The sequence below is a fragment of the Jiella marina genome (genome assembly GCF_024359545.1).
Taxonomy (GTDB): domain Bacteria; phylum Pseudomonadota; class Alphaproteobacteria; order Rhizobiales; family Rhizobiaceae; genus Jiella.
This window is the reverse complement of sequence record NZ_JAKQZG010000008.1, coordinates 82,546-103,745: the sequence shown is the minus strand read 5'-3', so window position 1 is coordinate 103,745 and position 21,200 is coordinate 82,546. Positions and strand designations below refer to the sequence as shown.

Genomic DNA, 21,200 nt, shown 5'->3' with positions numbered 1-21,200 from the left:
GCGGCATTTCCGTGGCGCTTGCGCTGTCCCTGCCCGAAGGCCCCGAGCGCGACATCATCGTGACCGCGACCTATGCCGTCGTGATCTTCTCCGTCCTCGTCCAGGGCCTGACGCTCGGAGGCCTTGTCAGCCGCGTGGTGAAACCGGACGCCGCCGACCCGTCGCGCGAGGAGGTCGCGCAGCAGCAGGAGCGGGCGGGCAAGGGCGCTGCGGAGGCGAAGGGGTAGGTCTTCGGGGGTGTCACTCGTGCGCCCTCAGCCGCTGGGCGCACGACGACATTCACGGCACTCCTGGAGGCGCCTAACCGGCACACGACCAGGCCGGGGCTTTGGACCCGATACTGACCGATTTTCAGCCATCTACTCCGTAGCGCCGTCATCCTCGGGCTTGTCCCGAGGATCTACCGAACGACTTTCGTAGGGCTGTCCCTGTGCGGAAAGGTATTCGGCAAGGCTTTGACGCGTCACCGGCAGTAGATCCTCGGGACAGACCCGAGGATGACGACGCTTCAAAGCGTTACGACAATCCCCATCGTAGCGCAGTGGCGGCCGGACGCCGCCGCTGCATTCTCTCGATGCCGTGCAAGATCGCGTTTCGCCGAGCAGAGCGCCACGGGTGTGAGTGACATCCCGGCATGGCGCCCGCAAGCGGCTTCCGACTACCTCAGCCGATCGACTGGCCCGTCTTCTTCCAGTCGGCGAGGAACTGTTCCAGACCCTTGTCGGTCAGGGGATGCTTGACGAGACCCTTCAGCGTTGCCGGCGGCACGGTCGCGACGTCGGCGCCGATGAGGGCGGCCTCGCGCACATGGTTCATGGTGCGGATCGAGGCGGCGAGGATTTCCGTGTCGAAGCCGTAATTGTCGTAGATCCGGCGAATGTCGGCGATCAGCGCCATACCGTCGATATTGATGTCGTCGAGACGGCCGATGAAGGGCGAGATGAAGGTCGCACCGGCTTTCGCCGCCAGAAGCGCCTGGACCGCCGAGAAGCAGAGCGTGACATTGATCAGATAGCCTTCCCCCGAAAGCTCCTTGCAGGCCTTGAGGCCGTCGAGCGTCAGCGGCAGCTTGATGCAGACATTGTCGGCGATCTCGGCGAGGACCTTGCCCTCGCGGATCATCTCGGCAGCCTCGGTCGCCGTCACCTCGGCGGAGACGGGGCCTTCCACCACGTCGCAGATCTCGGCGATCACCTCCTTCATCGGACGGTTCGCCTTCATGATCAGCGAGGGGTTGGTGGTGACGCCATCGAGAAGCCCGGCATCTTCCAGCTCGCGGATCTCATTGACGTCTGCGGTGTCGACGAAGAATTTCATGTCGGTGCCTCTCGAAGTGCGTTTCCTCTTCTGTCGCTGCTCTAGCAGGTCCGCGGCCCGAAAGGCCACATCGAACTCAGACGAGAGAGCCGGGTTCCGTCGCCCAATCCTCCACGACAAGCCCTGCAACCCGCGCGAACTCCCTGACATTGTGGGTCACGAGCGTCAGCCCCCGCGCCAGGGCCTGGCCCGCAATCAACAGGTCATAGGGCCCAATCGGGCAGCCGGCCCGTTCGAGATCGGCCCGGATTGCGCCTGCCACCCGCGCGTCCTCGGCTTCGAATGGAAGGATGGCTACGTCGCCGAAGAACAGGTCGAGACGCTGGGAATTCAAGGCGACGCGCGTGCTCTTCATGGCGCCGAGCCAGAGTTCGTAGGCGACGATGGCGGAAACCGCCACGGAACCCTCGGGCGACATGGCGAGACGCTTCATCAAGGGAGCCGACCGCCCTCCCAGGAGCGCGATCGCCGCATTGGTGTCGAGAAGCGTCGCGATCACCGGGACAGGTCGTTCCAGTCGCGGACGTCCGGCTCGCTCGGCTGCTCACGCCCTTGGGGAAAGAAATCCTCGTCGTCCGTGCCCAGCGCGATCGCCGCCTTGACGCCCGCCCACGGGTCGCGTTTGCGATCCGCCGGCCGGAGAACTACGGCGTCCCCGTCCCGCGTGATCTCGACTTGGCTCGTCTCGAACCGGAAGTCCTTGGGAAGCCGGACCGCCTGAGAATTGCCGGAGCGAAAGACCTTGGCGTATCGCGTCATCGGAGCAGCCTCTTGTATATACGCGCTGTATATACAATTGAATCGCGGGACTTGCAACGCGATTGTCGGCTACGGAACCATGCGTGCGATCCCAAATGATTCGATCACGCCGATACAGCGCGTCATGGTCTGGTACCCGGAGACCCCTTGAACTTCACGGACCAGCTTTTTCCCGAAACCGTCGTGCCCGTCCTCGTGCCCCTGCCGAGCGAGCGGCCCTATTCCTATGCGGTCCCGGAGGGGATGGAGGTCGTGCCGGGCTCCATTGTCCAGGTGCCGCTCGGGCCGCGGCAGGTGGCGGGCGTCGTCTGGGACGCACCGACGGATCCGGTGGATGCGAAGAAGCTCAAGCCGATCACCCATGTGTTCGACTGCCCGCCCTTGGACGAGCGGATGCGGCGTTTCATAGACTGGGTTGCCGACTACACCCTCTCGCCGCCGGGGCTGGTGGTGCGCATGGCCCTGCGCGCGCCGGCGGCTTTTGATCCAGAGCCATGGATCGAGGGGATCGAAGCGACCGGCGCCGAGCCGGATCGGATCACCTCCGCGCGGCGCCGGGTGATTGCGGCCGCCGAGGACGCCCCCGTCTGGTCGAAGAGCGGGCTGGCGCACGCCGCCGGCGTCAGCGCGTCGGTTGTCGACGGGCTGATGCGTCAGGGCGTGTTCCGCACGGTGCGCCTGCCCCCACCGCCGGTAGTCGCCGAGCCCGATACGGCCTATGGCCGCGCAACCCTCAGCAGCGACCAGACCGCAGCGGCCCAACAGCTTGTCGCCACGGTCGAACGCTCCGGCTTTTCCGCGACGCTTTTGGAAGGCGCGACCGGCTCGGGCAAGACGGAAGTCTATTTCGAGGCGATCGCGGCCGCACTCGACAGGGGCCAGCAGGTGCTGATCCTCCTGCCCGAAATCGCGCTCACCCAGAGCTTCATTGACCGGTTCCACGCGCGTTTCGGCGCCCCGCCGGCCGAATGGCACTCGGACGTTCCGCCGCGAAGGCGCGAATCCGTCTGGCGTCAGGTCGCCGAGGGGCGCGTGAAGATCGTCGCCGGGGCGCGTTCTTCCCTGTTCCTGCCCTTCAAGGATCTCGGCCTCGTCGTCATCGACGAGGAGCACGACCCCGCCTACAAGCAGGAAGACCGCACCTTCTATCACGCCCGCGACATGGCTGTCGTGCGAGCCTCGATCGGCGAGTTTCCGATCGTGCTCGCCTCGGCCACGCCCTCGATCGAGACCCGCGTCAACGCCCTTTCAGGCCGATATGGCCATGTGCGGCTGACGACACGGCACGGCGATGCGGCGCTGCCAGACCTGTCGCTGGTCGACATGCGCCGTCACCCGCCGGGGCGCGGGCGTTTCGTCTCGCCGGTTCTTACCACCGCGATCACCGAAACCGTCGCGCGCGGCGAACAGGCGCTTCTGTTTCTCAACCGGCGTGGCTACGCGCCGCTTACGCTCTGCCGGGTCTGCGGTCACCGCTTCCAGTGCCATAATTGCTCCACCTGGCTGGTCGATCACCGGCTGCGCGGGGTTCTGCAATGCCACCATTGCGGCTTCTCGACGCCGCGCCCGGAAGCCTGCCCGGAATGCGGGACGCTCGATCACCTTGTCGCCTGCGGCCCGGGCGTGGAACGGATCGCGGAAGAAATCGTCGAGGGCTTTCCCGACGCCCGCACGATCGTCTTGTCCTCCGACATTGCCGGCGGTCCGCGGCGCCTGCGCCGGGAACTCGAAGCCGTCGCCGACGGCGAGGCGGATATCGTCATCGGGACCCAGCTCGTCGCCAAAGGCCACCACTTTCCGAAAATGACCCTGGTCGGCGCCATCGACGCCGATCTCGGCCTCACCAATGGCGACCCCCGCGCGGCCGAGCGGACCTTCCAGCTCCTTCACCAGGTCACCGGACGGGCCGGACGGACGGGGCTGAGGAGCCACGGCCTCATCCAGACCTTCCAGCCGGAACACCCTGTCATGCAGGCGTTGGTGGCGGCCGATCCAGAGAGCTTCTACGACAGCGAGATCGACGAGCGTAGGCGCGCCGCCTTGCCGCCATTCGGGCGGCTCGCCGCGATCATCGTCTCCGCCAACACCCGCAGCGAGGCGGAGGCCCATGCCCGCGATATCCGGCGCGCGGCGCCGGAGACGGACGAGATCGAGATGCTCGGTCCCGCCGAGGCGCCGCTGGCCGTCGTGCGCGGCCGCCACCGCTTTCGGCTTCTGGTCGAAGCGACCCGGCGCGCCCCGATCCAAACCTATTTGCGTGACACGCTCCTCCATGCGGCGCGGCCGCGCGGTTCGGTCCAGGTGCAGATCGACATGGACCCGCAGAGCTTTCTGTGACACATCCGGCCCGTGTGATTTTACGAAGGCGTTTTCGCCATGATTCATTTGCGAACGTTCGCACTGAGTTGTCTCTCGCTCGTCGCCGTCGCGGCACAGTCTGCCTCCGCACCGGCGCAGGAAATCACCGGCTCGGGCCTGAGGCTCGACGCCTCGCCCTTCGTCGCGCCGAAGCCGGGCCAGAACCAGGACGCGCCGGCAACGCTGACGCCCCGCGGCCTCAAGCTCGGCGAGCTCGACTGGGCCCCGATCGACAGCCGCTGCCGCTTCGTGCGGGCTGAGGCGCCCGGCGACGTACCCGACGATGCCGCCAATGCCGACCGATCCGAGACCGCCATGGACGCGATCGGCGCCTATGTCTTCGTCACCATGGTGACCGGTCCCGGCGAGAGCGACGGCCAGTCCCTCGAACGCGGCTATGTGATGGCGAACAGCCTCGTGCGGGAACTGGAGAAGGGCAAGACGGCCGCGGGAAAGGAAGACGCCGTCGTCACCATGTGGCGTGCGGCGGGCGAGCCGCGGATCAATGTCAGCCTTGCCCTCACTGGGGCCCGCGAGGCGGTCGATCACATCGAATATACCGGCAACATGACGGTGTTCTGGGGGGACAAGAAGGAGAACGTGCCGATCCGCGGCCGCTGCGACTGAGCGCCCTGCAACCCCGCCGGCGTCTCGTGGATGCAGGTCCCTCCGCCACCGGCTTCAGGGCTGCGTCTTGCCGCCGCCGCCGCGGGCGATAGCTCTCCACCAGGGACGCAAGCCGCATGTTGGATCGGCGCCAAGGCATTGCGCGACGCTGCAGCATTCTCGCCCGGGCAATCATTTTATTTCAGGACAGATGACCCAGAATCCGTTTCTCATCACCCCGGAAGATCTTGCCGAGACGCTCGGACAGCCCGGCCTCTCGATCGTCGACGCTTCCTGGTACTTGCCGGCGCAGAAGCGCTTTGCGCGCGCCGAATATGAAGAGGGCCATGTGCCCGGTGCGGTCTTCTTCGATCAGGACGAGATCGTCGAGCCCGGTTCGGAACTGCCGCACACCCTGCCCTCACCGGAAATCTTTTCGGAAAAGGTCGGCAAGCTCGGCATTTCGGAGCGTGACACCATCGTCGTCTATGACGGGATGGGCCTGTTTTCCGCTCCTCGGGTCTGGTGGATGTTCCGCACCTTCGGCGCCGGTGACGTCCGCCTTCTGGATGGCGGTTTTCCAGCCTGGAAGTCGGCGGCACTGCCGGCGGAAACCGGCGCCGCCGCGCCGTCGCCGGCCAGCTTCACGGCACATTTTGACCGCTCGGCGGTCGCGAGCTTCGCCGAGATGCGTCAGATCGTCGACGGCGGCGCGATGCAGATCGCCGATGCGCGGCCTGCCGACCGCTTTGCCGGCGAAGCGGCCGAGCCGCGAGCGGGCGTGAGAGCCGGCCATATGCCCGGCGCCCGCAATCTGCCTTTTCTCGACCTCGCCGAGGACGGCCGGCTGAAATCGTCCGAGGAACTCCGCGCAGTCTTCGCCCGCTCCGGCATCGATCCCGAAAAGCCCGTCGTCACGAGTTGCGGCTCCGGTGTGACGGCGGCCGTGATCAATCTCGCGCTCGCCAGCCTCGGCAACCGCTCCAACCGGCTCTATGACGGGTCCTGGACCGAATGGGGGTCTGCGGCGGATACGCCGGTCGAGACCGGCAGCGCGAGCCAAAAGGCATGACTCCGCTTCGCCTCATCCGGACCAGGGTGACGAGCCTCGAAATGGCCGAGCGCCCGCGCGTGCTCCATCCCGTCCCGGAAAACTGCGGCACGGTGGCGATCGTGCCCGTGCGCAAGATGCCGCTCGCCGACTATCGCTCGCTCTACAACCGCGTCGGCGCCGAGCACCACTGGACCTCGCGGCTTCTTCCTGACGACAGGCTGCGCCGGGAGATCCACGACTGGCGGACCCGCATCTTCACCATGATCGTCGACGGTGCGCGGGCCGGCTGGTACGAGCTCGAAATCCGCCGCGAGCCGAACGAGGTGCGGATCGTGCATTTCGGCATTCTTCCCGAATTCCGGGGCCGCCGACTTGCCCACGTCATGCTCTCGCGGGCGATCTGGAGCGCCTTCTCTCTCAACCCCGACCGCGTGACCATCGAGACCAACACGCTCGATCATCCGGCCGCGCTTGCGCTCTATCAGAAGCATGGCTTCCGACCCTATGCCATCAGAGACGTGCAGACCCCGACGGTCGAGCCGGCCGAGCGGCCTCGCGTCTACGGTCTGCCATGAAGATCATCGGCTTCGAAGAAGGCGACCGACTCCTGACCTGGCCGGACGTCGCCGAGGCGATCCGGGCGGGTCATCAGGGCGAGAAAGCCGAAATCGGCGACCTGCTGATCGGCGTCGGCGAGAAGCGCATGCTCAACCGTGCGGCCTGGATTCCGGGGCTCGGCATCGCGATGAAGTCGGTCACCGTCTTTCCCGACAATCCGAAGCAGAATCCGCCCCGTCCCTCGGTCCAGGGCGGCGTCCTCGTCTTCGACGCCGAGACCGGCGTGCCGACGGCGCTGATCGACGGCGGCCTCGTCACCAAATGGAAGACCGCAGGCGACTCCATTCTCGGCGCGACGCTCCTCGCCAACCCGGAGCCGAAGACGCTGTTGATCTGCGGCGCCGGCACCGTGGCGGACAATCTCGCAGACGCCTACCCCGCGATCTTTCCGAGCATCGACACGATCCTCGTCTGGAACCGCACACAGGAGAAGGCCGAGGATTTCGTGGCCCGGCATGGCGGCGGAAGGCGTGAGATCCGATCGGTCGCTGATCTCAAATCCGCCGTCGGCGAGGCCGACATCGTGACCACCGCCACCATGGCGGTCGAGCCCATCATCAAAGGGGACTGGCTGCAAGCCGGCACTCATCTGGACCTGATCGGCGCCTACCGTCCCGACATGCGCGAGGCCGACGATGCAGTGTTGAGGCGCGGCGAACTCTTCGTCGATTCCCGCGAAACCACGATCGGCCATATCGGCGAAATCCAGATCCCGCTCGATCAGGGCACGATCAACGTCGCAGACATCCGTGGCGATTTCGCCGATCTCGTCGCCGGTCGGGCGGGACGCAGCGGCCCGGACGCCATTACCGTGTTCAAGAATGGCGGTGGCGCCCATCTCGATCTGATGGTGGCGGATCTGGTTCTCGGAAAGGCAGCGACGGAGAGTTAGGGCCGAGACAGGCGCCCTCTTCGGCAGGTTTCGCCCCACACCATTTAGCGATATGGCTTGCCGTCACAGCATGCATCCGGATTGTCGATTGTGATCCTTCGTATTCTCCTCGTCGTCTCCCTGCTCATCGTGCTCGCTTTGGGAGGGCTCTGGCTCTTCGGACCACGCGAGCCCATCGATCTGACCGTCCGGTTCGATCCGGGCGAAATCGGCAGTGATCCGGACCAGTATCTGGCGAGGACCGAGGCGGACATTCCCAATCTGCGGCCGCAATCGGCCAAGGAAATCGTCTGGGCCTACCCGACGTCGCGTGCCAAGACGCCGATTTCGATCGTCTACATTCACGGCTTTTCGGCGGACAAGGCCGAACTGAGGCCGCTGCCCGACAAGGTCGCCACCGAACTCGGCGCCAATCTGTTCTACACCCGGCTCAGCGGCCATGGCCGCGATGGCGCGGCGATGGAGCAGACCAGCGTCAATGACTGGGTCAACGATCTCGCCGAAGCGATCGCGATCGGCCGGGCGATCGGCACGCGCGTCGTCGTCATCGCCGCCTCGACGGGCGGGACCCTTGCCACGCTGGGCACAACGAGCCCGGACATGATGGAGGATGTCGAGGGCCTGGTGCTCGTCTCGCCGAACTTCGCGCTTCAGGACCGCTGGGCCTTCGTGCTTGATCTGCCCTTCGCGCGCGATCTGCTGCCGATCGTCGGCGGCGAGACCTACAGCTTCGAGCCGCGCAGCGAGCGCCAGGCCGAACATTGGACCACGCAATATCCGATCACGGCGCTCGCCCCGATGGCCGCGCTCGTGCGCGCCGTGCGCCGAGCCGATATCTCCGCGGCCAGACCGATCCCGCTTCTGGTTCTCTATTCCCAGGAGGACACGGTGGTCGATCCGGCGGCGACGGAGCGTTTCGTGGCCAACTGGCCGGGCCCACATGAAGCGGTGACCGTTCCCCTCACCGGCGACCCTTCCAACCACACCATCGCCGGCGACATCCTGTCGCCGGCCACGACGGACGAACTGGCGGAGCGGATCACGAACTGGATCAAGGGGCTTCAGCCGGCGTCGTGACCACGCGGCCCGGCTATTGCGTGTCGATCACGAAACGGCCTGGCCTGTATTCCACCGGCGAACCGGCAATACCGGCTGTGGCAAGGAGGTTCTGCAACCCGGCGGCCAGCGGATCGGGATCGATCTCGGCCGTATAGACATAAACGGTTTCGGACAGGTTGGAGGAACGGACGTCCAGCCGTTTCGCGCAGCGGCTTGCCGCAAGCCCGTCTTCGATCATCGACAGCCGATCCTGCGGGACGAGCCGGAACACGAGTTCATAGGTCACGGGGATCAGGCTGCACTCGGATTCGATCCGCATCGTTGCATTGCCTCCTGCCGCCCCGTCGGGCGACGCCGCATTCTCGGTGGCGGGTGTGCCTGGCGCCGGGGCGGCGCTTCCGTCTCGCGCCAAGAGTGCCGCCAGGTGTTGGGCGAGCTTCACGCCCGCATCGCGACCCAGCCTTTCGGCCATGTCGGACAAGGACCGCAGCACGCAATCGCGATCCACAGGCTCACCGCATCCCTCGAACGGCACGCGAAGATCCGGGGTCTGCCCACCCAAGGGGCGGCCGCTGGCCACGTCGCGATAGGAGAGGTTTGCGGCAAGCGCCAAGTCCATGGAATGGGATTGGCCGGGTTCGGCAGCGATCGCCCGCGCATAGAGGGTCATCCGCACCAGCACGTCGGCTGACGTCTCACCGGCTTTCATGCGGGCCTGCAACTTGTCCAGGATGGCACGATCACTAGCCGCGGCATCACCGACCTCGTCGGGGACGGAGATGCCGCTGAGGCTGTTCTGGTCGAGAACGTCGAAGGCCTCATAGCCCGTCGGCTGGAGGAAGCCCGTCGCAAGCGATGAGATCATCGCAAACTTCGCTCCCGAGATCATGGCCCGCACGACCGGAGAGGAAGGCTCCAGCGCCTCCGCATCGGCGCGCTCCGGCAACAGAAGAACGCCGAGGGCCTCCGCTCGCGACGGAGATGTCGTCAGGGAGCCCAGGCCCATGGCGAGAGCGCAGGTCACGATGGATAAGCGACGGCCCCATCGGCCAGAAGCGATGCCAAGCTTCGTCATTGTGCCTGTCCTTCCTGGCCGGGGGCCGCACCGCCCGCCTCGTTCGGGTCGAGTTCGCGAAGCGCCGTGATCGCGTCCCGCTGGCCGGACGCGGCCGCCCTGCGATACCACTCCGCGGCTCGGGCCGGGTCGCGGTCGAGCCCGCCGAGCCCGTCGTGATGGAAGAGCCCCATCATGTACTGGGCGTCGGGATGCCCGTTTTCGGCGGCCCGTTCCATCCAGGTCCGGCTTTCGGCGAAGTCGCGATCGCGCGCGAGCGAGAGGCCGAACAGGAACTGGCCTGGCGGAAAGCCCTGGCGCGCGGCCGCGCGATACCAGTTCGTCGCTTCCACGGGATCCGACGCGACGCCCCGGCCCGCGCGATAATGGTCGCCGAGCGTCACCTGGGCCTCGGCATGGCCGCCCTCGGCCGCCTTGCGCAGCCATGACAGGGAGCTGGGGATATCTGCGTCGACACCCCGCCCCTCGCTGTAGATCCGCCAGAGCCGGAACCCGGCTCGCGTTTCGCCATTGGCAGCCGCCTTTTCGTACCAGCTGCGCGCCTGATCCCAGTCCTGATCGACGCCTTCGCCCGTGGCATAGGCTTCGCCCAGATTGTACTGGGCCTGGCGATCACCACGCTCGGCGGCCTGGCTCATCCAGAAGACCGCTTTCTCGATGTCGGCGGGGACACCGATCCCCGCCGCATAGAGCGAGCCGAGATTGTTCTGGGCTTCGGCCAGACCGTTTTCCGCCGCTTCCCGTGTCCAGCGAACGCCTTCTTCGAGATCCTGCGGAACACCGCGACCGTTGATGAGGGCGATGCCCAGCGCGTTCTGCGCTCCGGCATGACCCTGTTCGGCCGCCTTGCGAAACTGGATTGCCGCCAACTCGTCGAAGACCAGCGCGTCCGAGAGAAGCTGCCCGTATTCAAAGGTGAGATCGATGTCGTCGGGCGCGGCCTTCACGGCATCCTGGCATTGGAGCACCGCGTCGCCGATCGTCCGGCGATCCTGACGCGCCGTGGCGATCAGGCTCCGGCAGGTCCGGGCCAGATCGGCTTTCTCCGGGGCGATGGTGCCGGCTTGGCCGGTCTCCTTATCGGGCGCCCCCGGCGTTTGGGTAACCGGCTGCGCCCACGCCTGATGCCACGACCCGAAGGTGAGCGCCGCAAACAGGAAAGCCGCGAGCCGACCCCGGGAGATCCCGTCACCCGGACCGCTCCTGACAGCCCGAGCGCGTCGCACAAAGCATCGGTCTTCGACATCCGATTCCGCCATGCAGAACCTCCCGTTGCGGAAGATTCAGCATGGCCGATTCCGGATCAATGTCGAGAGCGAAAATTCGGCCTTCCGATCAATCCTTTGACAGCAGCCTGCGCCTCGCAGCGTTTCACTCTTCCTCTGCCACCGCCAATTGATAGGTTTCCGGGATGAAGCGGTAGCCGCCGTCGGGGAGCTTTTCGGCATAGCCCACCGCCGGGAACGGCATGTGGTAGCCGATGAAGGGAATGCGCTCCTCGGCGATCTGGTCGAAGACCCGCTTGCGGGTCGCGGTCGCCATCGCCGAATTCTGGTCGAAGCGCACCTTCCATTCCGGCTTCTGCAGCGAGGCGACGAAGTGGTTCGCCGTGTCCGCCGTCAGCCAGAGACGCTGGCCGCCGGAAGCGACTTCGAAGATCATGTGACCCGGCGAGTGGCCGAAGGCCTCCATCGCGGTGACACCTTCGACCACCGCGTCGCCATCCCCGACGAAGGTGATCTGGTCGCGCAGCGGCACGACCTTCCGCTCCACGAGCTTGGCACCGTCCGCGCGGTCGCCGGACTTCGCCTCGTCGGAGGTCCACCACTCATACTCCCGTTCGCCGACCACATATCGCGCGTTCGGGAAGGTCGGCTTGCCGCCGGACATCAGACCCTGAATGTGATCGCCGTGGAAATGCGTGATCACCACGATGGTGACGGCGTCGGTTCCGTAGCCGGCCGCCGCCATCCGCTCGACGAGCTTGCCGTAGCCATTGGCATGACCGTCTTCCCCGAAGCCCGTGTCGAACAGGATGAGGTTGTCGTCCAGTTCGACCAGCGTGGGCGTGAAGCCGTTCACATAGCGGGTCTCGGGCAGGTAGTTGGCCCGCATCAATGCCGCCATCTCGTCCTGGCTCTGATCATTGCCGAAGGTCGGATAGGGCCCGTCGCCATGGCGCGCGCCGTCGAGAACGGTGGTGATGCGCGCATCGCCAAGCGCGAAACGGTGCCAGCCAGGAGTCATTGCATTCGCCTTTTCGATCATGTCCTCGACGGCTTCGTTGGATGCCACCGTCTGTGCGCGGCCCGGCCCTGCGAAAGCGCCCGTGATGGCCATGCCTCCTGCCGCGGCCGCGCCAAGCTTCAGCGCAGCGCGACGATTGAGCCGCGGCAGACTGCTTTCGAACTTGCTCATATCCATCCCCTCCAGAAAGCCGATGGCCTCAACCCTCGCCCGACAGATGAGGCCGCCACGCATCGCGGCGGCCCAACGGAACGGGCTCCCTCACCGATTTGGCCAAACGGGGCGAAGGAGCAACGTCCGACACGCCGATTTGATACCGGAACCCTCTTCGGCCCACCGGCCCGCGCCCCTTGCCCGCCCCTTCACCCCTCCCCATTGACGCGGCCAGGCCTAGTTTGAAATGCGCTGCGGCGCAGAGCCGCCCTGCCCGGCCGTCCGGCCACGCCTTTTCTAGCCCCCAAACTCAGGCAGAGTTGTCGCGTGAAACGCATTGTCCCGATCGTTCTGGCCGTGGCCCTGTTCATGGAGAACATGGATTCCACCGTGATCGCGACATCACTCCCCGTGATCGCGGCGGAAATCGGCACGAGCCCGATCGCCCTGAAGCTGGCGCTCACCAGCTATTATGTGGCGCTGGCGATCTTCATCCCGATTTCCGGGCGCATGGCCGATCGTTTCGGTGCCAAATTCGTCTTCCGCATCGCGATCGCCGTCTTCGTCGCGGGCTCGCTTGCCTGCGCGGCGGCGGATTCGCTCGGCGGATTCGTCGCAGCACGCTTCCTGCAAGGCATGGGCGGGGCGATGATGACGCCCGTCGGCCGGCTTCTCCTGGTGCGTGCGGTGCCGAAATCCGAACTCGTCGCGGCAATGGCCTGGTTCACCATTCCCGCCCTCGTCGGCCCTTTGATCGGCCCGCCAGTCGGCGGTGCGATCGCGACCTACGCCGATTGGCGCTGGATCTTCCTGATCAATCTGCCGATCGGCATCGCCGGCATTCTGCTCGCCACGCGGTACCTGCCGGTGGTGGAGAAGGTGCCCGACGTGCGCTTCGACATTCCGGGCTTTCTCCTGTCGGGCATGGCCTGCGCCGGGATCGTCTTCGGCTTTTCCATCGTCTCGTTGCCGGCCCTGCCCCCCGAGCTCGGCATCGCCATGGCGCTCACGGGCTTCGTCACGGCCGGCTTCTTCATCCGCCATGCGAGGCGGGCGGACCATCCGGTGCTGCGTCTGTCGCTTCTGCGCGTGCCGACGCTGCGCGCGGCGATCTGGGGCGGCTCGCTGTTTCGGATCGGTTCCGGCGCCGTACCCTTCCTCCTGCCGTTGATGCTGCAACTGGGATTCGGCTACACGCCGCTCGAATCCGGCCTTCTGACCTGCGTGTCCATCGGCGGGGCGATGCTGATGAAGTTCTTGGCCAAGCCGATCCTGTGGCGCCTCGGCTTCCGCACGACACTGGTGGCGACGGCGGTGGTCGGCGGCTCGCTGACGGGTCTGATCGGCGTCTTCCGCCCGGAGACCGCGATCCCGCTGGTACTGGCTCTTCTCCTCATCGGCGGCTTTTTCCGCTCGCTGTTCTTCACCTCGCTCAACGCGCTCGCCTTCGCCGATCTCGCCAATCGGGATGCCGGCGACGCGACGGCGATGATGGGCGCGATCCAGCAGGTCTCGATCGCCACCGGCGTGGCGCTGGCGGGCGCAATCCTGGAACTCGGCGTGGTGGCTTCGGGCAGCGACACGGCGAGCCTTGCCGACTTCTCGCTGGCCTTCTTCGTCGTCGGCGGGGTGACGATCTCGGCCGCGATCGCCTTCATGCCGCTCTCGCCGGATGCCGGCGACGAGGTGGCCGGGCGTCGCGTCCCGGCGGAGTAATCCGCCCGGTCGCGGCAGCTTCTCAGCCGAGCGGGCCGGCGTCGTCGTCTTCCTCGGACACGTCCGGCTGGGGACTGCCCCGGAAGCCTTTGGCGAGGATGTAGAGTTCGACCGAACCGTCGCGCGAAGCCGGCGGCTTGACGTGGTGGACCGAGGTGAAGTTGCGCTTGAGCAGGGTCAGAAGCTCGTTCTCGGTGCCGCCCTGGAAGGTCTTGGCGAGGAAGTGACCGCCGGGTCTCAGGGTGCGGATCGCGAAATCGGCTGCGACTTCGCACAGATGCATGGTCCTCAGATGATCCGTCCGGCGATGGCCGGTCGTCGGCGCCGCCATGTCGGACAGAACGATGTCGGGCTTGCGGCCCAGCGTCTCGATGAGCTTGTCGGGCGCGTCGTCGTCGAGGAAGTCCATTTCCAGGATGGTGGCGCCGGAGACCGGCTCGACGGCGAGATAGTCGATCCCGACCACGCCGACGGCATCCTTGTTCGAGCCCGTGCGCTCCACGGCCACCTGCGACCAGCCGCCAGGCGCGGCCCCGAGATCGACCACGCCCTGGCCCGATTTCAGAAGCTTGTAGCGGTCGTCGATCTCGATCAGCTTGTAGGCCGCCCGCGAGCGATAACCGTCGGCCTTTGCCCGCCGCACGTAAGGATCGTTCAGCTGCCGCTCCAGCCAGCGGCGGGACGACGCCTTGACGCCGCGCTTCTTCTTGACTCGGACATTCATGCCGCGATCGCCGCTGCCTGCAGCCATTATCGCCCCCTCTGCGCGCTGTTGCGCCGGCGCCAGACACCGTCGGCGACCATCATTTCGGTCAGCAGCCCTTCGCGCAACCCGCGATCGGCCACCCTGAGGGTCTTCGACGGCCAGACCCGCCGGATCGCCTCCAGGATCGCACAGCCGGCCAGCACGAGATCGGCCCGGTCGGATCCGATACAGGGATTGGCCACCCGCTCTTCGAAGCTCCAGCCGGCGATCTTGGCCACCAGCTGATCCGCCTCTTCCGAGGTGAGCCACAGCCCGTCGACCTGGCGCCGGTCGTAGCGTTCCAGATCGAGATGGACACCGGCGAGGGTCGTCACCGTGCCGGACGTGCCCAGAAGGTGGAAGTGATCGCCGCCGATGAGATCGTTGAGACGATCCCGGCCAGGAAACTGGTCGAGGAGTTCGACCGTCTCGGCGATCATCGTCTCGAAGAGTTCGGGCGTCACGTTGCGGCCGCCATGGCGCTCGGCAAGAGTGACGACGCCGACGGGGAGCGATGTCCAGGCGACGATGCGGCTGGCGAAGCGGCGGGTGCGGGGACCGCGCAGGTCGAGAAGCGCGATCTCGGACGAGCCGCCGCCGATGTCGAACAGAACCGCCCCTCGCGCACGGCTGTCGATCAGCGAGCCACAGCCGGAAACCGCAAGACGGGCCTCGGTCTCGCGATCGACGATCTCCAGTTTCAGGCCGGTCTTGTGCTCGACTTCCTCGATGAATTCCGGCCCGTTGGCGGCGGCGCGGCAGGCCTCCGTCGCGATCAGCCGGGCCCGGGTGACATCGCGCGCCGAGAGCTTCTGGGCGCAGACGCCGAGAGCCGCCGTCGCCCGCTCCATGGCGCCGCGCGACAGACTGCCGGTCCGCCCCAGGCCCTCGCCGAGACGAACGATGCGAGAAAAGGCGTCGATCACGCGGAACTGGCCCGGCCGCGTGGGAATGGCGATCAGAAGCCGGCAGTTGTTGGTGCCGAGATCGAGCGCGGCATAGACGGGGGCCGGCGGCCGCGTATCCGCGCTGGCGGCAACGGCCCTGCTCCCGCCCGTTGGAGACGGGGATGGGGACGGCCCCTTGCGCCAGGGCTTGGCCGCATTGGCGAGACGGGCGTCACCGGGTGGAGCTTCCTGCTTTCGGACAGACTCCTCCCGTTTGCCGCCAGCGCCCTTGCGCGCGCCACGCGGCATACCGCCCGGTCCCGGCTTCCTGCTTGCGGTCTTCCGCTTCGGCGGAAGCTCGGCAGGCTCCTGGCCGGTCTTTGCCTTGCTCTTGCGACGCCGCCGGCGCTGGCGCTTGGTCAGCCGCCGGTCGTCGTTCGCGGGAGTCATCGCGCGCCCGTCGTCGCGCGAATCATGTGCGCCATCGTCGCCCGCCTCGGCGTCGCGACGATCGGCTGATCGACTGTTTTCCCTCCGCGGCCAGTCTTCGGCCTTGGAGGCGAAATCTTCACGATTCACATGCGCCGGCGGCCGATTTCTCCCCACACTGTCATGGTCACTCACACGTTCTCTCCGGCGTGGAACTGCCGTCAAAGCGTTCCTTCGCCTTTCGTTACTGCTTCGCGTCAAGTCTAACAGTCCATGGACGAAGCACAAGGCCGGGCACCGACCGGAGCGGGCCGCAACACGGTTTTGAACGCAACGAAGGGGCCCGAGGGCCCCTTCGTATCATGTCTGAAATGGGAGTTCGAAACGGTCAGGCGCGGCCCACCGCAAACTCCGGATAGGCTTCCACGCCGACTTCCGTGCGGTCGAGGCCGAGCGCCTCTTCCTCTTCGGAGACCCGAATGCCCATGACCGCCTTGAGGATGCCCCAGACGATCAGGCTGGCGACGAAGGCGAAGATGCCATAGGCCACGATGCCGATCAGCTGGACGCCGAAGGTCGCATCGCTGTTGGAAGCCGGGACGATGATCGTGCCCCAGATACCGGCCAGAAGGTGGACCGGGATGGCGCCGACCACGTCGTCGATCTTCAGCTTGTCGAGAAGCGGCACGGTGAAGACCACGATGACGCCACCGACGGCACCCACGATGATCGCCCAGAGCGGCGACGGGGCCAGCGGCTCGGCCGTAATCGATACGAGACCCGCCAGAGCGCCGTTGAGCACCATGGTCACGTCGACCCGGCGATAGATCACCTGCAGGAGGATCAGCGTCGCAACCACGCCACCGGCGGCGGCGAGATTGGTGTTGGCGAAGATCCGCGACACGTCGGACACGTCGTTGATCGTGCCCATGGCGAGCTGCGAAGCGCCGTTGAAGCCGAACCAGCCGAGCCACAGGATGAAGGTGCCGAGCGTGGCGAGCGGGATCGACGAGCCCGGCATGGCGACGCCATGACCATCCTTGGAGAAGCGGCCCTTGCGCGCGCCGAGCAGAAGCGCACCGGCAAGTGCGGCCCAGCCGCCGACCGAGTGCACCAGCGTCGAACCGGCGAAGTCCTGGAAGCCCATTTCCTGCAGCCAGCCGGCACCCCACTTCCACGAACCGGCGATCGGGTAGATGAAGCCGGTGAGGACGACGGTGAAGATCAGGAACGGCCAGAGCTTGATGCGCTCGGCGAGCGTGCCGGAGACGATCGAGGCGGCGGTCGCCACGAAGACCATCTGGAAGAACCAGTCGGACGCCGTCGAATAGCCGGTATCGAGGGCGTTACCGCCGACCGGATCCCACGCGTAAGGCGCGAAAGAGCCGATATAGCCGCCGTTCACGTCGGTGTACATCAGGCTGTAGCCGACGATCCAGTACATGATGCCGGCGATCGAATAGAGCGCGATGTTCTTCAGACACTGCATCGAGACGTTCTTGGAACGCACGAGACCGGCTTCGAGCATGGCGAAGCCTGCGGCCATCCACATGACCAGGAAACCGCCGATCAGGAAGAGCAGCGTGTTGAAGATGTACGCGACTTCCGCAGAAGGCGCTGTGGACGCCGCGGCGGCATCGGCCGCAGGCGCGGCAGCCGCTGCGTCGGCGGCAGCCGGAGCCGCATCCTGGGCGAAGGCCGCTGTGGCGAACAGGCCGCCCAGAAGACCGGCGGCGTAAATGGCGTGTTTTACTCGCATCAGTTGGTCAGATCCCTATCAAAGTGCGTTCGCGTCGGTTTCGCCGGTACGGATCCGGACGGCCTGATCGATTCCGAAGACAAAGATCTTGCCGTCGCCGATCTGGCCGGTCTTGGCCGCCTGCTGGATCGCGTCGACCGCGCGATCGACCATGTCCATCGGCACGGCGACCTCGATCTTGAGCTTCGGCAGAAAGCTCACGGCATATTCGGTGCCGCGGTAGATCTCCGTGTGGCCCTTCTGCCGGCCGTAGCCTTTGACCTCGGTGACGGTCAGACCCTGGATTCCAATGCCGGTCAGCGCTTCACGCACCTCGTCCAGCTTGAATGGCTTGATGATCGCCATCACGATTTTCATGTTCACCTCGAACCTTGGGCGGCATCGTCTTCGACGCCGTGTTGAGCCACTCCCCGCCCTGGACAAATGCCCTCACGGTACGACCCCCTAGATTCAAGGCGCGTGCCAAACTGGTCATCGCCCCCGAGAGATGCGGTAAAAGCACGGTGAATCGTCCGTGCGGCAAACGATGATCGGGTTGAAGGGCTGAAAATTGCGCAGGCAATTTGCACAAGATGTGTTCAAATGCCTGTTTCGAGGTCAGATTACGAGCGCTATGCAACCACCGCTTCGCACTGCGAGAGCAAGCCTTGCCGTCCCACATCCATGAAATCGGGAGCCCGACTGCGGGATAGCGGCAAGGGGGGTGCGCGCATCCGGCGCGGGCCGGGGCAAATTGAAAGTCCGTCTCTTGCGCCTACCGTCCAGGCGATGCACCAGCCTTCGCGCCGCCGGTCGGGCCTGATCGACCGGATCCTCGCCTTCTCGATTTTCGCCCTCGCAATCGGCCTGTTCGCGCCGCCGGAGAGCACGGCACAGACGAGCGGAGATGCCACCGGCACTGCCGCTGCACCTCAACCCTTCATCGTCGCGACACGGGTCGCGCCACCCTTCGCCATGCAGGAGCAAGACGGCGAATGGTCAGGCATCTCGATCTGGCTCTGGAATGCGATCGCCGCCGATCTCGGAATCGAGACACGCTTTGAGGAGGCGAGCCTTGCCGACATGGTGGCGGGTGTCGCCGACGGCCGCTTCGATGCCAGCATCGCCGCTCTCACCATCACGCCCGAGCGCGAGGCCGTGGTCGACTTCAGTCATCCCTTCTACACGACCGGCTTCGGCATCGCGGTTCAGCGCGAGGCTGCCGGCTGGCTTGGGCTTCTCGGCCGCATCTTCACCTGGAGCTTCTTCCAGGCGGTAGCGGCGCTGGCCGCGCTTCTCGGCGTGATCGGCTTCTTCTTCTGCCTGGCCGAGCGCCATCGCAACCGCGAGGAGTTCGGCGGCTCGTTCCTGAAGGGGCTCGGCTCCGGGTTCTGGTTCGCGGCCGTGACGATGACGACGGTCGGCTATGGCGACAAGGCGCCGCGAACGGTGGCCGGCCGGCTAATCGCGCTCGTCTGGATGTTCGGCGCGATCCTGATCATCTCGACCTTTACGGGCATGATCGCCTCCGCGCTCACCAGCGAGCGGCTGTCGGAGCGGGTCGAAAATCCGGAGGATCTTTCGAGCGTCGTGGTCGGCTCCGTCCCCGGCACTTCCAGCGAGAACTGGCTCATCTCGCGGCGTGTCGGCTTCGAGGGCTTCGATTCGGTGGCCGATGGTCTGGACGCGCTGGAACGGGGCGCGATCGGCGCCTTCGTCTACGACAAGCCGCTTCTGCAATATCTGGTGAATGAAGAACATGGCACGACGCTCGACGTCCTCCCCGGCACCTATGGCCGGCAGGACTACGGCATCGCGCTCCCGCCCGGCAGCCCGTATCGCGAAGGAATCAACCGCGCGCTTCTCGAGATCATCGAGAGCGAAGCTTATGGCGACGTGGTCTTCGGGGAGCTTGGCGCGGAAGAATGACGCCGGCCCGCGGCCCGGACGAGAGGTCCGTCGATGCCGGCGGGCGAAGGGTGGGAGGCTGGCACGGCGACCCGTGCCATAGCTCGTTAGGGCTGCTTCCTTCCGGACCTGACCCGGTTGGCGAGTGGCTCGTCCACCACCAACCTCCCGGCCCTCCATATCGTCGATCATGCTTCTAAATGCAACCCGTGCAAAAGGGAGACTTGACGCCATGCGCCGTTTCGAACTCGACCCGCGGCTTGCCGCCGATACCGGCGCGATCGGAACGCTCGGCCTGTGCACCCTGCGGCTGATGAACGACCGGCGCTGGCCCTGGCTGATCCTCGTGCCGCAACGAAACGATTTGAGCGAGATCTTCGAACTCACCCCTCTCGACCAGACCATGCTGACTTTCGAGACCAATCTGGTCGCCGAGGCGCTGAAGGCGGAAACCGGAGCGGTCAAGATCAATGTCGCAGCGCTCGGCAATGTCGTCTCGATGCTGCATGTCCATGTGGTGGCCCGGAACCCGGGCGATGCCAACTGGCCGGGCCCGATCTGGGGGCACGGGACCGCCGAACCCTACGGGACGGACGAACTCACCGAGACCTGCGAGCGCTTCGCTCGCACGATCCTCAAGGCATGAGATGACGACATCGAAGGCTGCACCTCTTCAGGTGGGCGAATTCGATGACTTTCGAAAAAAGGACGGACCATGCTTGAGGAAATGAGCCGCCACACCGGTTTTTCCGGAAACCGGCTGCGACGCGACGGCGAGCTGAGAACCTCGGAGAGCTTGGGCCTCGCGATCGCCGACCCGCAGGCACGGTTCTATCTCGCCGCCGGCGGCCGCTTCCTGGTGGCGACCGACGGCGACCAGTTGGAGGCGCGGTTCGCGGCGGATCGGGCCGAAGCGCTGGGGGCCGATCTCTCCGAAAGCATCCTCCTCGGCTATGAGGCGACGAACGCGCCGGTGCTGGCCGCAGCGATCGCCCCGCGCGACGACTACGGCGCCGGCCTGGCCGCCATGGATCTACGCGCGATCGGCATGGAAGGCCGCTTCGATCCCGACACCGAAGGCCAACTCGCCCAAGCCGCCCATCTCGTCACCTGGCATGCCAAGCATCAGTTCTGCGGCGTCTGCGGCGCGAAAACCCGCTCGGAAGCCGCCGGCTACCGGCGCGAATGCACGGCTTGCGACAATGTCGTCTTTCCGCGGATCGATCCGGTGACGATCATGCTCGTCCATGACGGCAAGGGACGCTGCGTGCTTGGGCGGCAGCCGCGCTTTCCGGAGAAATTCTGGTCGTGTCTGGCTGGTTTCGTCGAGCCGGGCGAAACGCTGGAAGACGCCGTGAGGCGCGAAACCCTCGAGGAAGCGGGGCTCGAAGTCGGGCCCGTCCGATTTCTGGCCTCGCAGCCCTGGCCGTTTCCCGGCAATCTGATGATCGGCTGCATGGCTCTGGCCAAATCCGCCGAGATCGTCTTCGACGACCGCGAATTGGAGGCCTGCCGCTGGTTCGACCGCGACGAGGTGGCCGCGATGTTCGCGGCTCAGCATCCCGATGGGCTGTCGGTTCCCAAACCCTTCGCCATCGCCCATCATCTGATCAAGGCGTTCGTCGACGGGGTCTGATCC

General features: G+C 66.1%; 21 protein-coding genes and 1 other RNA gene. 11 read left to right on the top strand and 11 right to left on the bottom strand.

Annotated elements, in window-relative coordinates:
* Nucleotides 1–11 precede the first annotated feature (11 nt).
* Nucleotides 12–227: a hypothetical protein gene (locus MF134_RS24040; protein WP_369695427.1), complete on the top strand. Its 216-nt coding sequence runs from the start codon at nucleotides 12–14 to the stop codon at nucleotides 225–227.
* 436 nt (nucleotides 228–663) lie between these two features.
* Here the strand turns inward: MF134_RS24040 and fsa are convergent, their stop codons facing one another.
* From fsa to MF134_RS14710, 3 genes are all read right to left on the bottom strand, one after another.
* On the bottom strand, nucleotides 664–1,317 hold the full coding sequence (fsa, locus tag MF134_RS14720; RefSeq protein ID WP_255340223.1) for a fructose-6-phosphate aldolase: 654 nt from the start codon (nucleotides 1,315–1,317) through the stop codon (nucleotides 664–666).
* Nucleotides 1,318–1,393: 76 nt separating this feature from the next.
* A complete protein-coding gene (locus MF134_RS14715; RefSeq protein WP_255340222.1) occupies nucleotides 1,394–1,816 on the bottom strand; it encodes a type II toxin-antitoxin system VapC family toxin in 423 nt (140 codons plus the stop codon).
* A complete protein-coding gene (locus tag MF134_RS14710) occupies nucleotides 1,813–2,076 on the bottom strand; it encodes an antitoxin (protein ID WP_255340221.1) in 264 nt (87 codons plus the stop codon). The genes MF134_RS14715 and MF134_RS14710 overlap by 4 nt, the downstream gene beginning before the upstream one ends.
* Before the next feature lie 147 nt (nucleotides 2,077–2,223).
* Here MF134_RS14710 and MF134_RS14705 point away from each other — a divergent pair, with 147 nt between their 5' ends.
* From MF134_RS14705 to MF134_RS14680, 6 genes are all read left to right on the top strand, one after another.
* Nucleotides 2,224–4,413 (top strand): primosomal protein N', encoded by a 2,190-nt coding sequence (locus MF134_RS14705; protein WP_255340220.1) that lies wholly within the window; start codon nucleotides 2,224–2,226, stop codon nucleotides 4,411–4,413.
* Between the two features lie 39 nt (nucleotides 4,414–4,452).
* Nucleotides 4,453–5,061: a hypothetical protein gene (locus MF134_RS14700; protein WP_255340219.1), complete on the top strand. Its 609-nt coding sequence runs from the start codon at nucleotides 4,453–4,455 to the stop codon at nucleotides 5,059–5,061.
* A 190-nt stretch (nucleotides 5,062–5,251) separates the two neighbouring features.
* Nucleotides 5,252–6,112 carry a 3-mercaptopyruvate sulfurtransferase gene (sseA, locus tag MF134_RS14695; protein WP_255340218.1) on the top strand — a complete coding sequence of 287 codons (861 nt, stop codon included), beginning with the start codon at nucleotides 5,252–5,254 and terminating at the stop codon, nucleotides 6,110–6,112.
* Nucleotides 6,109–6,669: a GNAT family N-acetyltransferase gene (locus tag MF134_RS14690; RefSeq protein ID WP_255340217.1), complete on the top strand. Its 561-nt coding sequence runs from the start codon at nucleotides 6,109–6,111 to the stop codon at nucleotides 6,667–6,669. The genes sseA and MF134_RS14690 overlap by 4 nt, the downstream gene beginning before the upstream one ends.
* The gene (locus tag MF134_RS14685) at nucleotides 6,666–7,604 is read left to right on the top strand and encodes an ornithine cyclodeaminase family protein (protein WP_255340216.1); all 939 of its coding nucleotides are present in this window, start codon (nucleotides 6,666–6,668) and stop codon (nucleotides 7,602–7,604) included. The genes MF134_RS14690 and MF134_RS14685 overlap by 4 nt, the downstream gene beginning before the upstream one ends.
* 90 nt (nucleotides 7,605–7,694) lie before the next feature.
* The gene (locus tag MF134_RS14680) at nucleotides 7,695–8,681 is read left to right on the top strand and encodes an alpha/beta hydrolase (protein ID WP_255340215.1); all 987 of its coding nucleotides are present in this window, start codon (nucleotides 7,695–7,697) and stop codon (nucleotides 8,679–8,681) included.
* Between the two features lie 13 nt (nucleotides 8,682–8,694).
* Here MF134_RS14680 and MF134_RS14675 read toward each other — a convergent pair whose 3' ends face one another.
* The 3 genes from MF134_RS14675 to MF134_RS14665 all read right to left on the bottom strand — a co-directional run bounded on the left by MF134_RS14675 (nucleotide 8,695) and on the right by MF134_RS14665 (nucleotide 12,156).
* Entirely contained in the window at nucleotides 8,695–9,528 is an 834-nt protein-coding gene (locus MF134_RS14675; RefSeq protein ID WP_255340214.1) for a hypothetical protein, read from the bottom strand.
* A 206-nt stretch (nucleotides 9,529–9,734) separates the two neighbouring features.
* On the bottom strand, nucleotides 9,735–10,997 hold the full coding sequence (locus tag MF134_RS14670; RefSeq protein ID WP_255340213.1) for an SEL1-like repeat protein: 1,263 nt from the start codon (nucleotides 10,995–10,997) through the stop codon (nucleotides 9,735–9,737).
* A gap of 112 nt (nucleotides 10,998–11,109) precedes the next feature.
* Nucleotides 11,110–12,156: an MBL fold metallo-hydrolase gene (locus MF134_RS14665; RefSeq protein ID WP_255340212.1), complete on the bottom strand. Its 1,047-nt coding sequence runs from the start codon at nucleotides 12,154–12,156 to the stop codon at nucleotides 11,110–11,112.
* A 309-nt stretch (nucleotides 12,157–12,465) separates the two neighbouring features.
* On the opposite strand from MF134_RS14665, the gene MF134_RS14660 reads away from it, so the two are divergent.
* Nucleotides 12,466–13,854, top strand: a complete 1,389-nt coding sequence (locus MF134_RS14660) for an MFS transporter (protein WP_255340211.1) — start codon at nucleotides 12,466–12,468, stop codon at nucleotides 13,852–13,854.
* A 22-nt stretch (nucleotides 13,855–13,876) separates the two neighbouring features.
* Here the strand turns inward: MF134_RS14660 and MF134_RS14655 are convergent, their stop codons facing one another.
* The 4 genes from MF134_RS14655 to MF134_RS14640 form a co-directional block, all read right to left on the bottom strand.
* The gene (locus MF134_RS14655) at nucleotides 13,877–14,605 is read right to left on the bottom strand and encodes an RlmE family RNA methyltransferase (RefSeq protein ID WP_255340210.1); all 729 of its coding nucleotides are present in this window, start codon (nucleotides 14,603–14,605) and stop codon (nucleotides 13,877–13,879) included.
* The gene (locus MF134_RS14650; protein WP_255340209.1) at nucleotides 14,605–15,936 is read right to left on the bottom strand and encodes a Ppx/GppA phosphatase family protein; all 1,332 of its coding nucleotides are present in this window, start codon (nucleotides 15,934–15,936) and stop codon (nucleotides 14,605–14,607) included. The genes MF134_RS14655 and MF134_RS14650 overlap by 1 nt, the downstream gene beginning before the upstream one ends.
* Before the next feature lie 367 nt (nucleotides 15,937–16,303).
* The gene (locus tag MF134_RS14645) at nucleotides 16,304–17,674 is read right to left on the bottom strand and encodes an ammonium transporter family protein (protein WP_255340208.1); all 1,371 of its coding nucleotides are present in this window, start codon (nucleotides 17,672–17,674) and stop codon (nucleotides 16,304–16,306) included.
* Between the two features lie 18 nt (nucleotides 17,675–17,692).
* Entirely contained in the window at nucleotides 17,693–18,031 is a 339-nt protein-coding gene (locus MF134_RS14640; RefSeq protein WP_255340207.1) for a P-II family nitrogen regulator, read from the bottom strand.
* Between the two features lie 411 nt (nucleotides 18,032–18,442).
* Between MF134_RS14640 and MF134_RS14635 the strand changes: the two genes are divergently transcribed.
* Complete coding sequence (locus MF134_RS14635) at nucleotides 18,443–19,582, top strand: transporter substrate-binding domain-containing protein (RefSeq protein WP_255340206.1); 1,140 nt, start codon at nucleotides 18,443–18,445, stop codon at nucleotides 19,580–19,582.
* A gap of 50 nt (nucleotides 19,583–19,632) precedes the next feature.
* Here MF134_RS14635 and ffs read toward each other — a convergent pair.
* An RNA gene (gene ffs / locus MF134_RS14630) (signal recognition particle sRNA small type) lies at nucleotides 19,633–19,730 on the bottom strand.
* A 63-nt stretch (nucleotides 19,731–19,793) separates the two neighbouring features.
* Between ffs and MF134_RS14625 the strand changes: the two genes are divergently transcribed.
* Both MF134_RS14625 and nudC read left to right on the top strand, forming a co-directional pair.
* On the top strand, nucleotides 19,794–20,207 hold the full coding sequence (locus tag MF134_RS14625; RefSeq protein ID WP_255340205.1) for an HIT domain-containing protein: 414 nt from the start codon (nucleotides 19,794–19,796) through the stop codon (nucleotides 20,205–20,207).
* A gap of 69 nt (nucleotides 20,208–20,276) precedes the next feature.
* A complete protein-coding gene (gene nudC, locus MF134_RS14620) occupies nucleotides 20,277–21,197 on the top strand; it encodes an NAD(+) diphosphatase (RefSeq protein ID WP_255340204.1) in 921 nt (306 codons plus the stop codon).
* The last annotated feature ends 3 nt before the right edge of the window (nucleotides 21,198–21,200 follow it).

Coding starts and splice junctions, on each gene's coding strand:
- MF134_RS14690 (WP_255340217.1), top strand. CDS start 6,109: ATGACTCCGCTTCGCCTCATCCGGACCAGGGTGACGAGCCTCGAAATG.
- MF134_RS14670 (WP_255340213.1), bottom strand. CDS start 10,997: ATGGCGGAATCGGATGTCGAAGACCGATGCTTTGTGCGACGCGCTCGG.
- MF134_RS14685 (WP_255340216.1), top strand. CDS start 6,666: ATGAAGATCATCGGCTTCGAAGAAGGCGACCGACTCCTGACCTGGCCG.
- MF134_RS14655 (WP_255340210.1), bottom strand. CDS start 14,605: ATGGCTGCAGGCAGCGGCGATCGCGGCATGAATGTCCGAGTCAAGAAG.
- MF134_RS14710 (WP_255340221.1), bottom strand. CDS start 2,076: ATGACGCGATACGCCAAGGTCTTTCGCTCCGGCAATTCTCAGGCGGTC.
- fsa (WP_255340223.1), bottom strand. CDS start 1,317: ATGAAATTCTTCGTCGACACCGCAGACGTCAATGAGATCCGCGAGCTG.
- nudC (WP_255340204.1), top strand. CDS start 20,277: ATGCTTGAGGAAATGAGCCGCCACACCGGTTTTTCCGGAAACCGGCTG.
- MF134_RS14640 (WP_255340207.1), bottom strand. CDS start 18,031: ATGAAAATCGTGATGGCGATCATCAAGCCATTCAAGCTGGACGAGGTG.
- MF134_RS14665 (WP_255340212.1), bottom strand. CDS start 12,156: ATGAGCAAGTTCGAAAGCAGTCTGCCGCGGCTCAATCGTCGCGCTGCG.
- MF134_RS14645 (WP_255340208.1), bottom strand. CDS start 17,674: ATGCGAGTAAAACACGCCATTTACGCCGCCGGTCTTCTGGGCGGCCTG.
- MF134_RS14675 (WP_255340214.1), bottom strand. CDS start 9,528: ATGATCTCATCGCTTGCGACGGGCTTCCTCCAGCCGACGGGCTATGAG.
- sseA (WP_255340218.1), top strand. CDS start 5,252: ATGACCCAGAATCCGTTTCTCATCACCCCGGAAGATCTTGCCGAGACG.
- MF134_RS14625 (WP_255340205.1), top strand. CDS start 19,794: ATGCGCCGTTTCGAACTCGACCCGCGGCTTGCCGCCGATACCGGCGCG.
- MF134_RS14700 (WP_255340219.1), top strand. CDS start 4,453: ATGATTCATTTGCGAACGTTCGCACTGAGTTGTCTCTCGCTCGTCGCC.
- MF134_RS14650 (WP_255340209.1), bottom strand. CDS start 15,936: ATGACTCCCGCGAACGACGACCGGCGGCTGACCAAGCGCCAGCGCCGG.
- MF134_RS14635 (WP_255340206.1), top strand. CDS start 18,443: ATGCACCAGCCTTCGCGCCGCCGGTCGGGCCTGATCGACCGGATCCTC.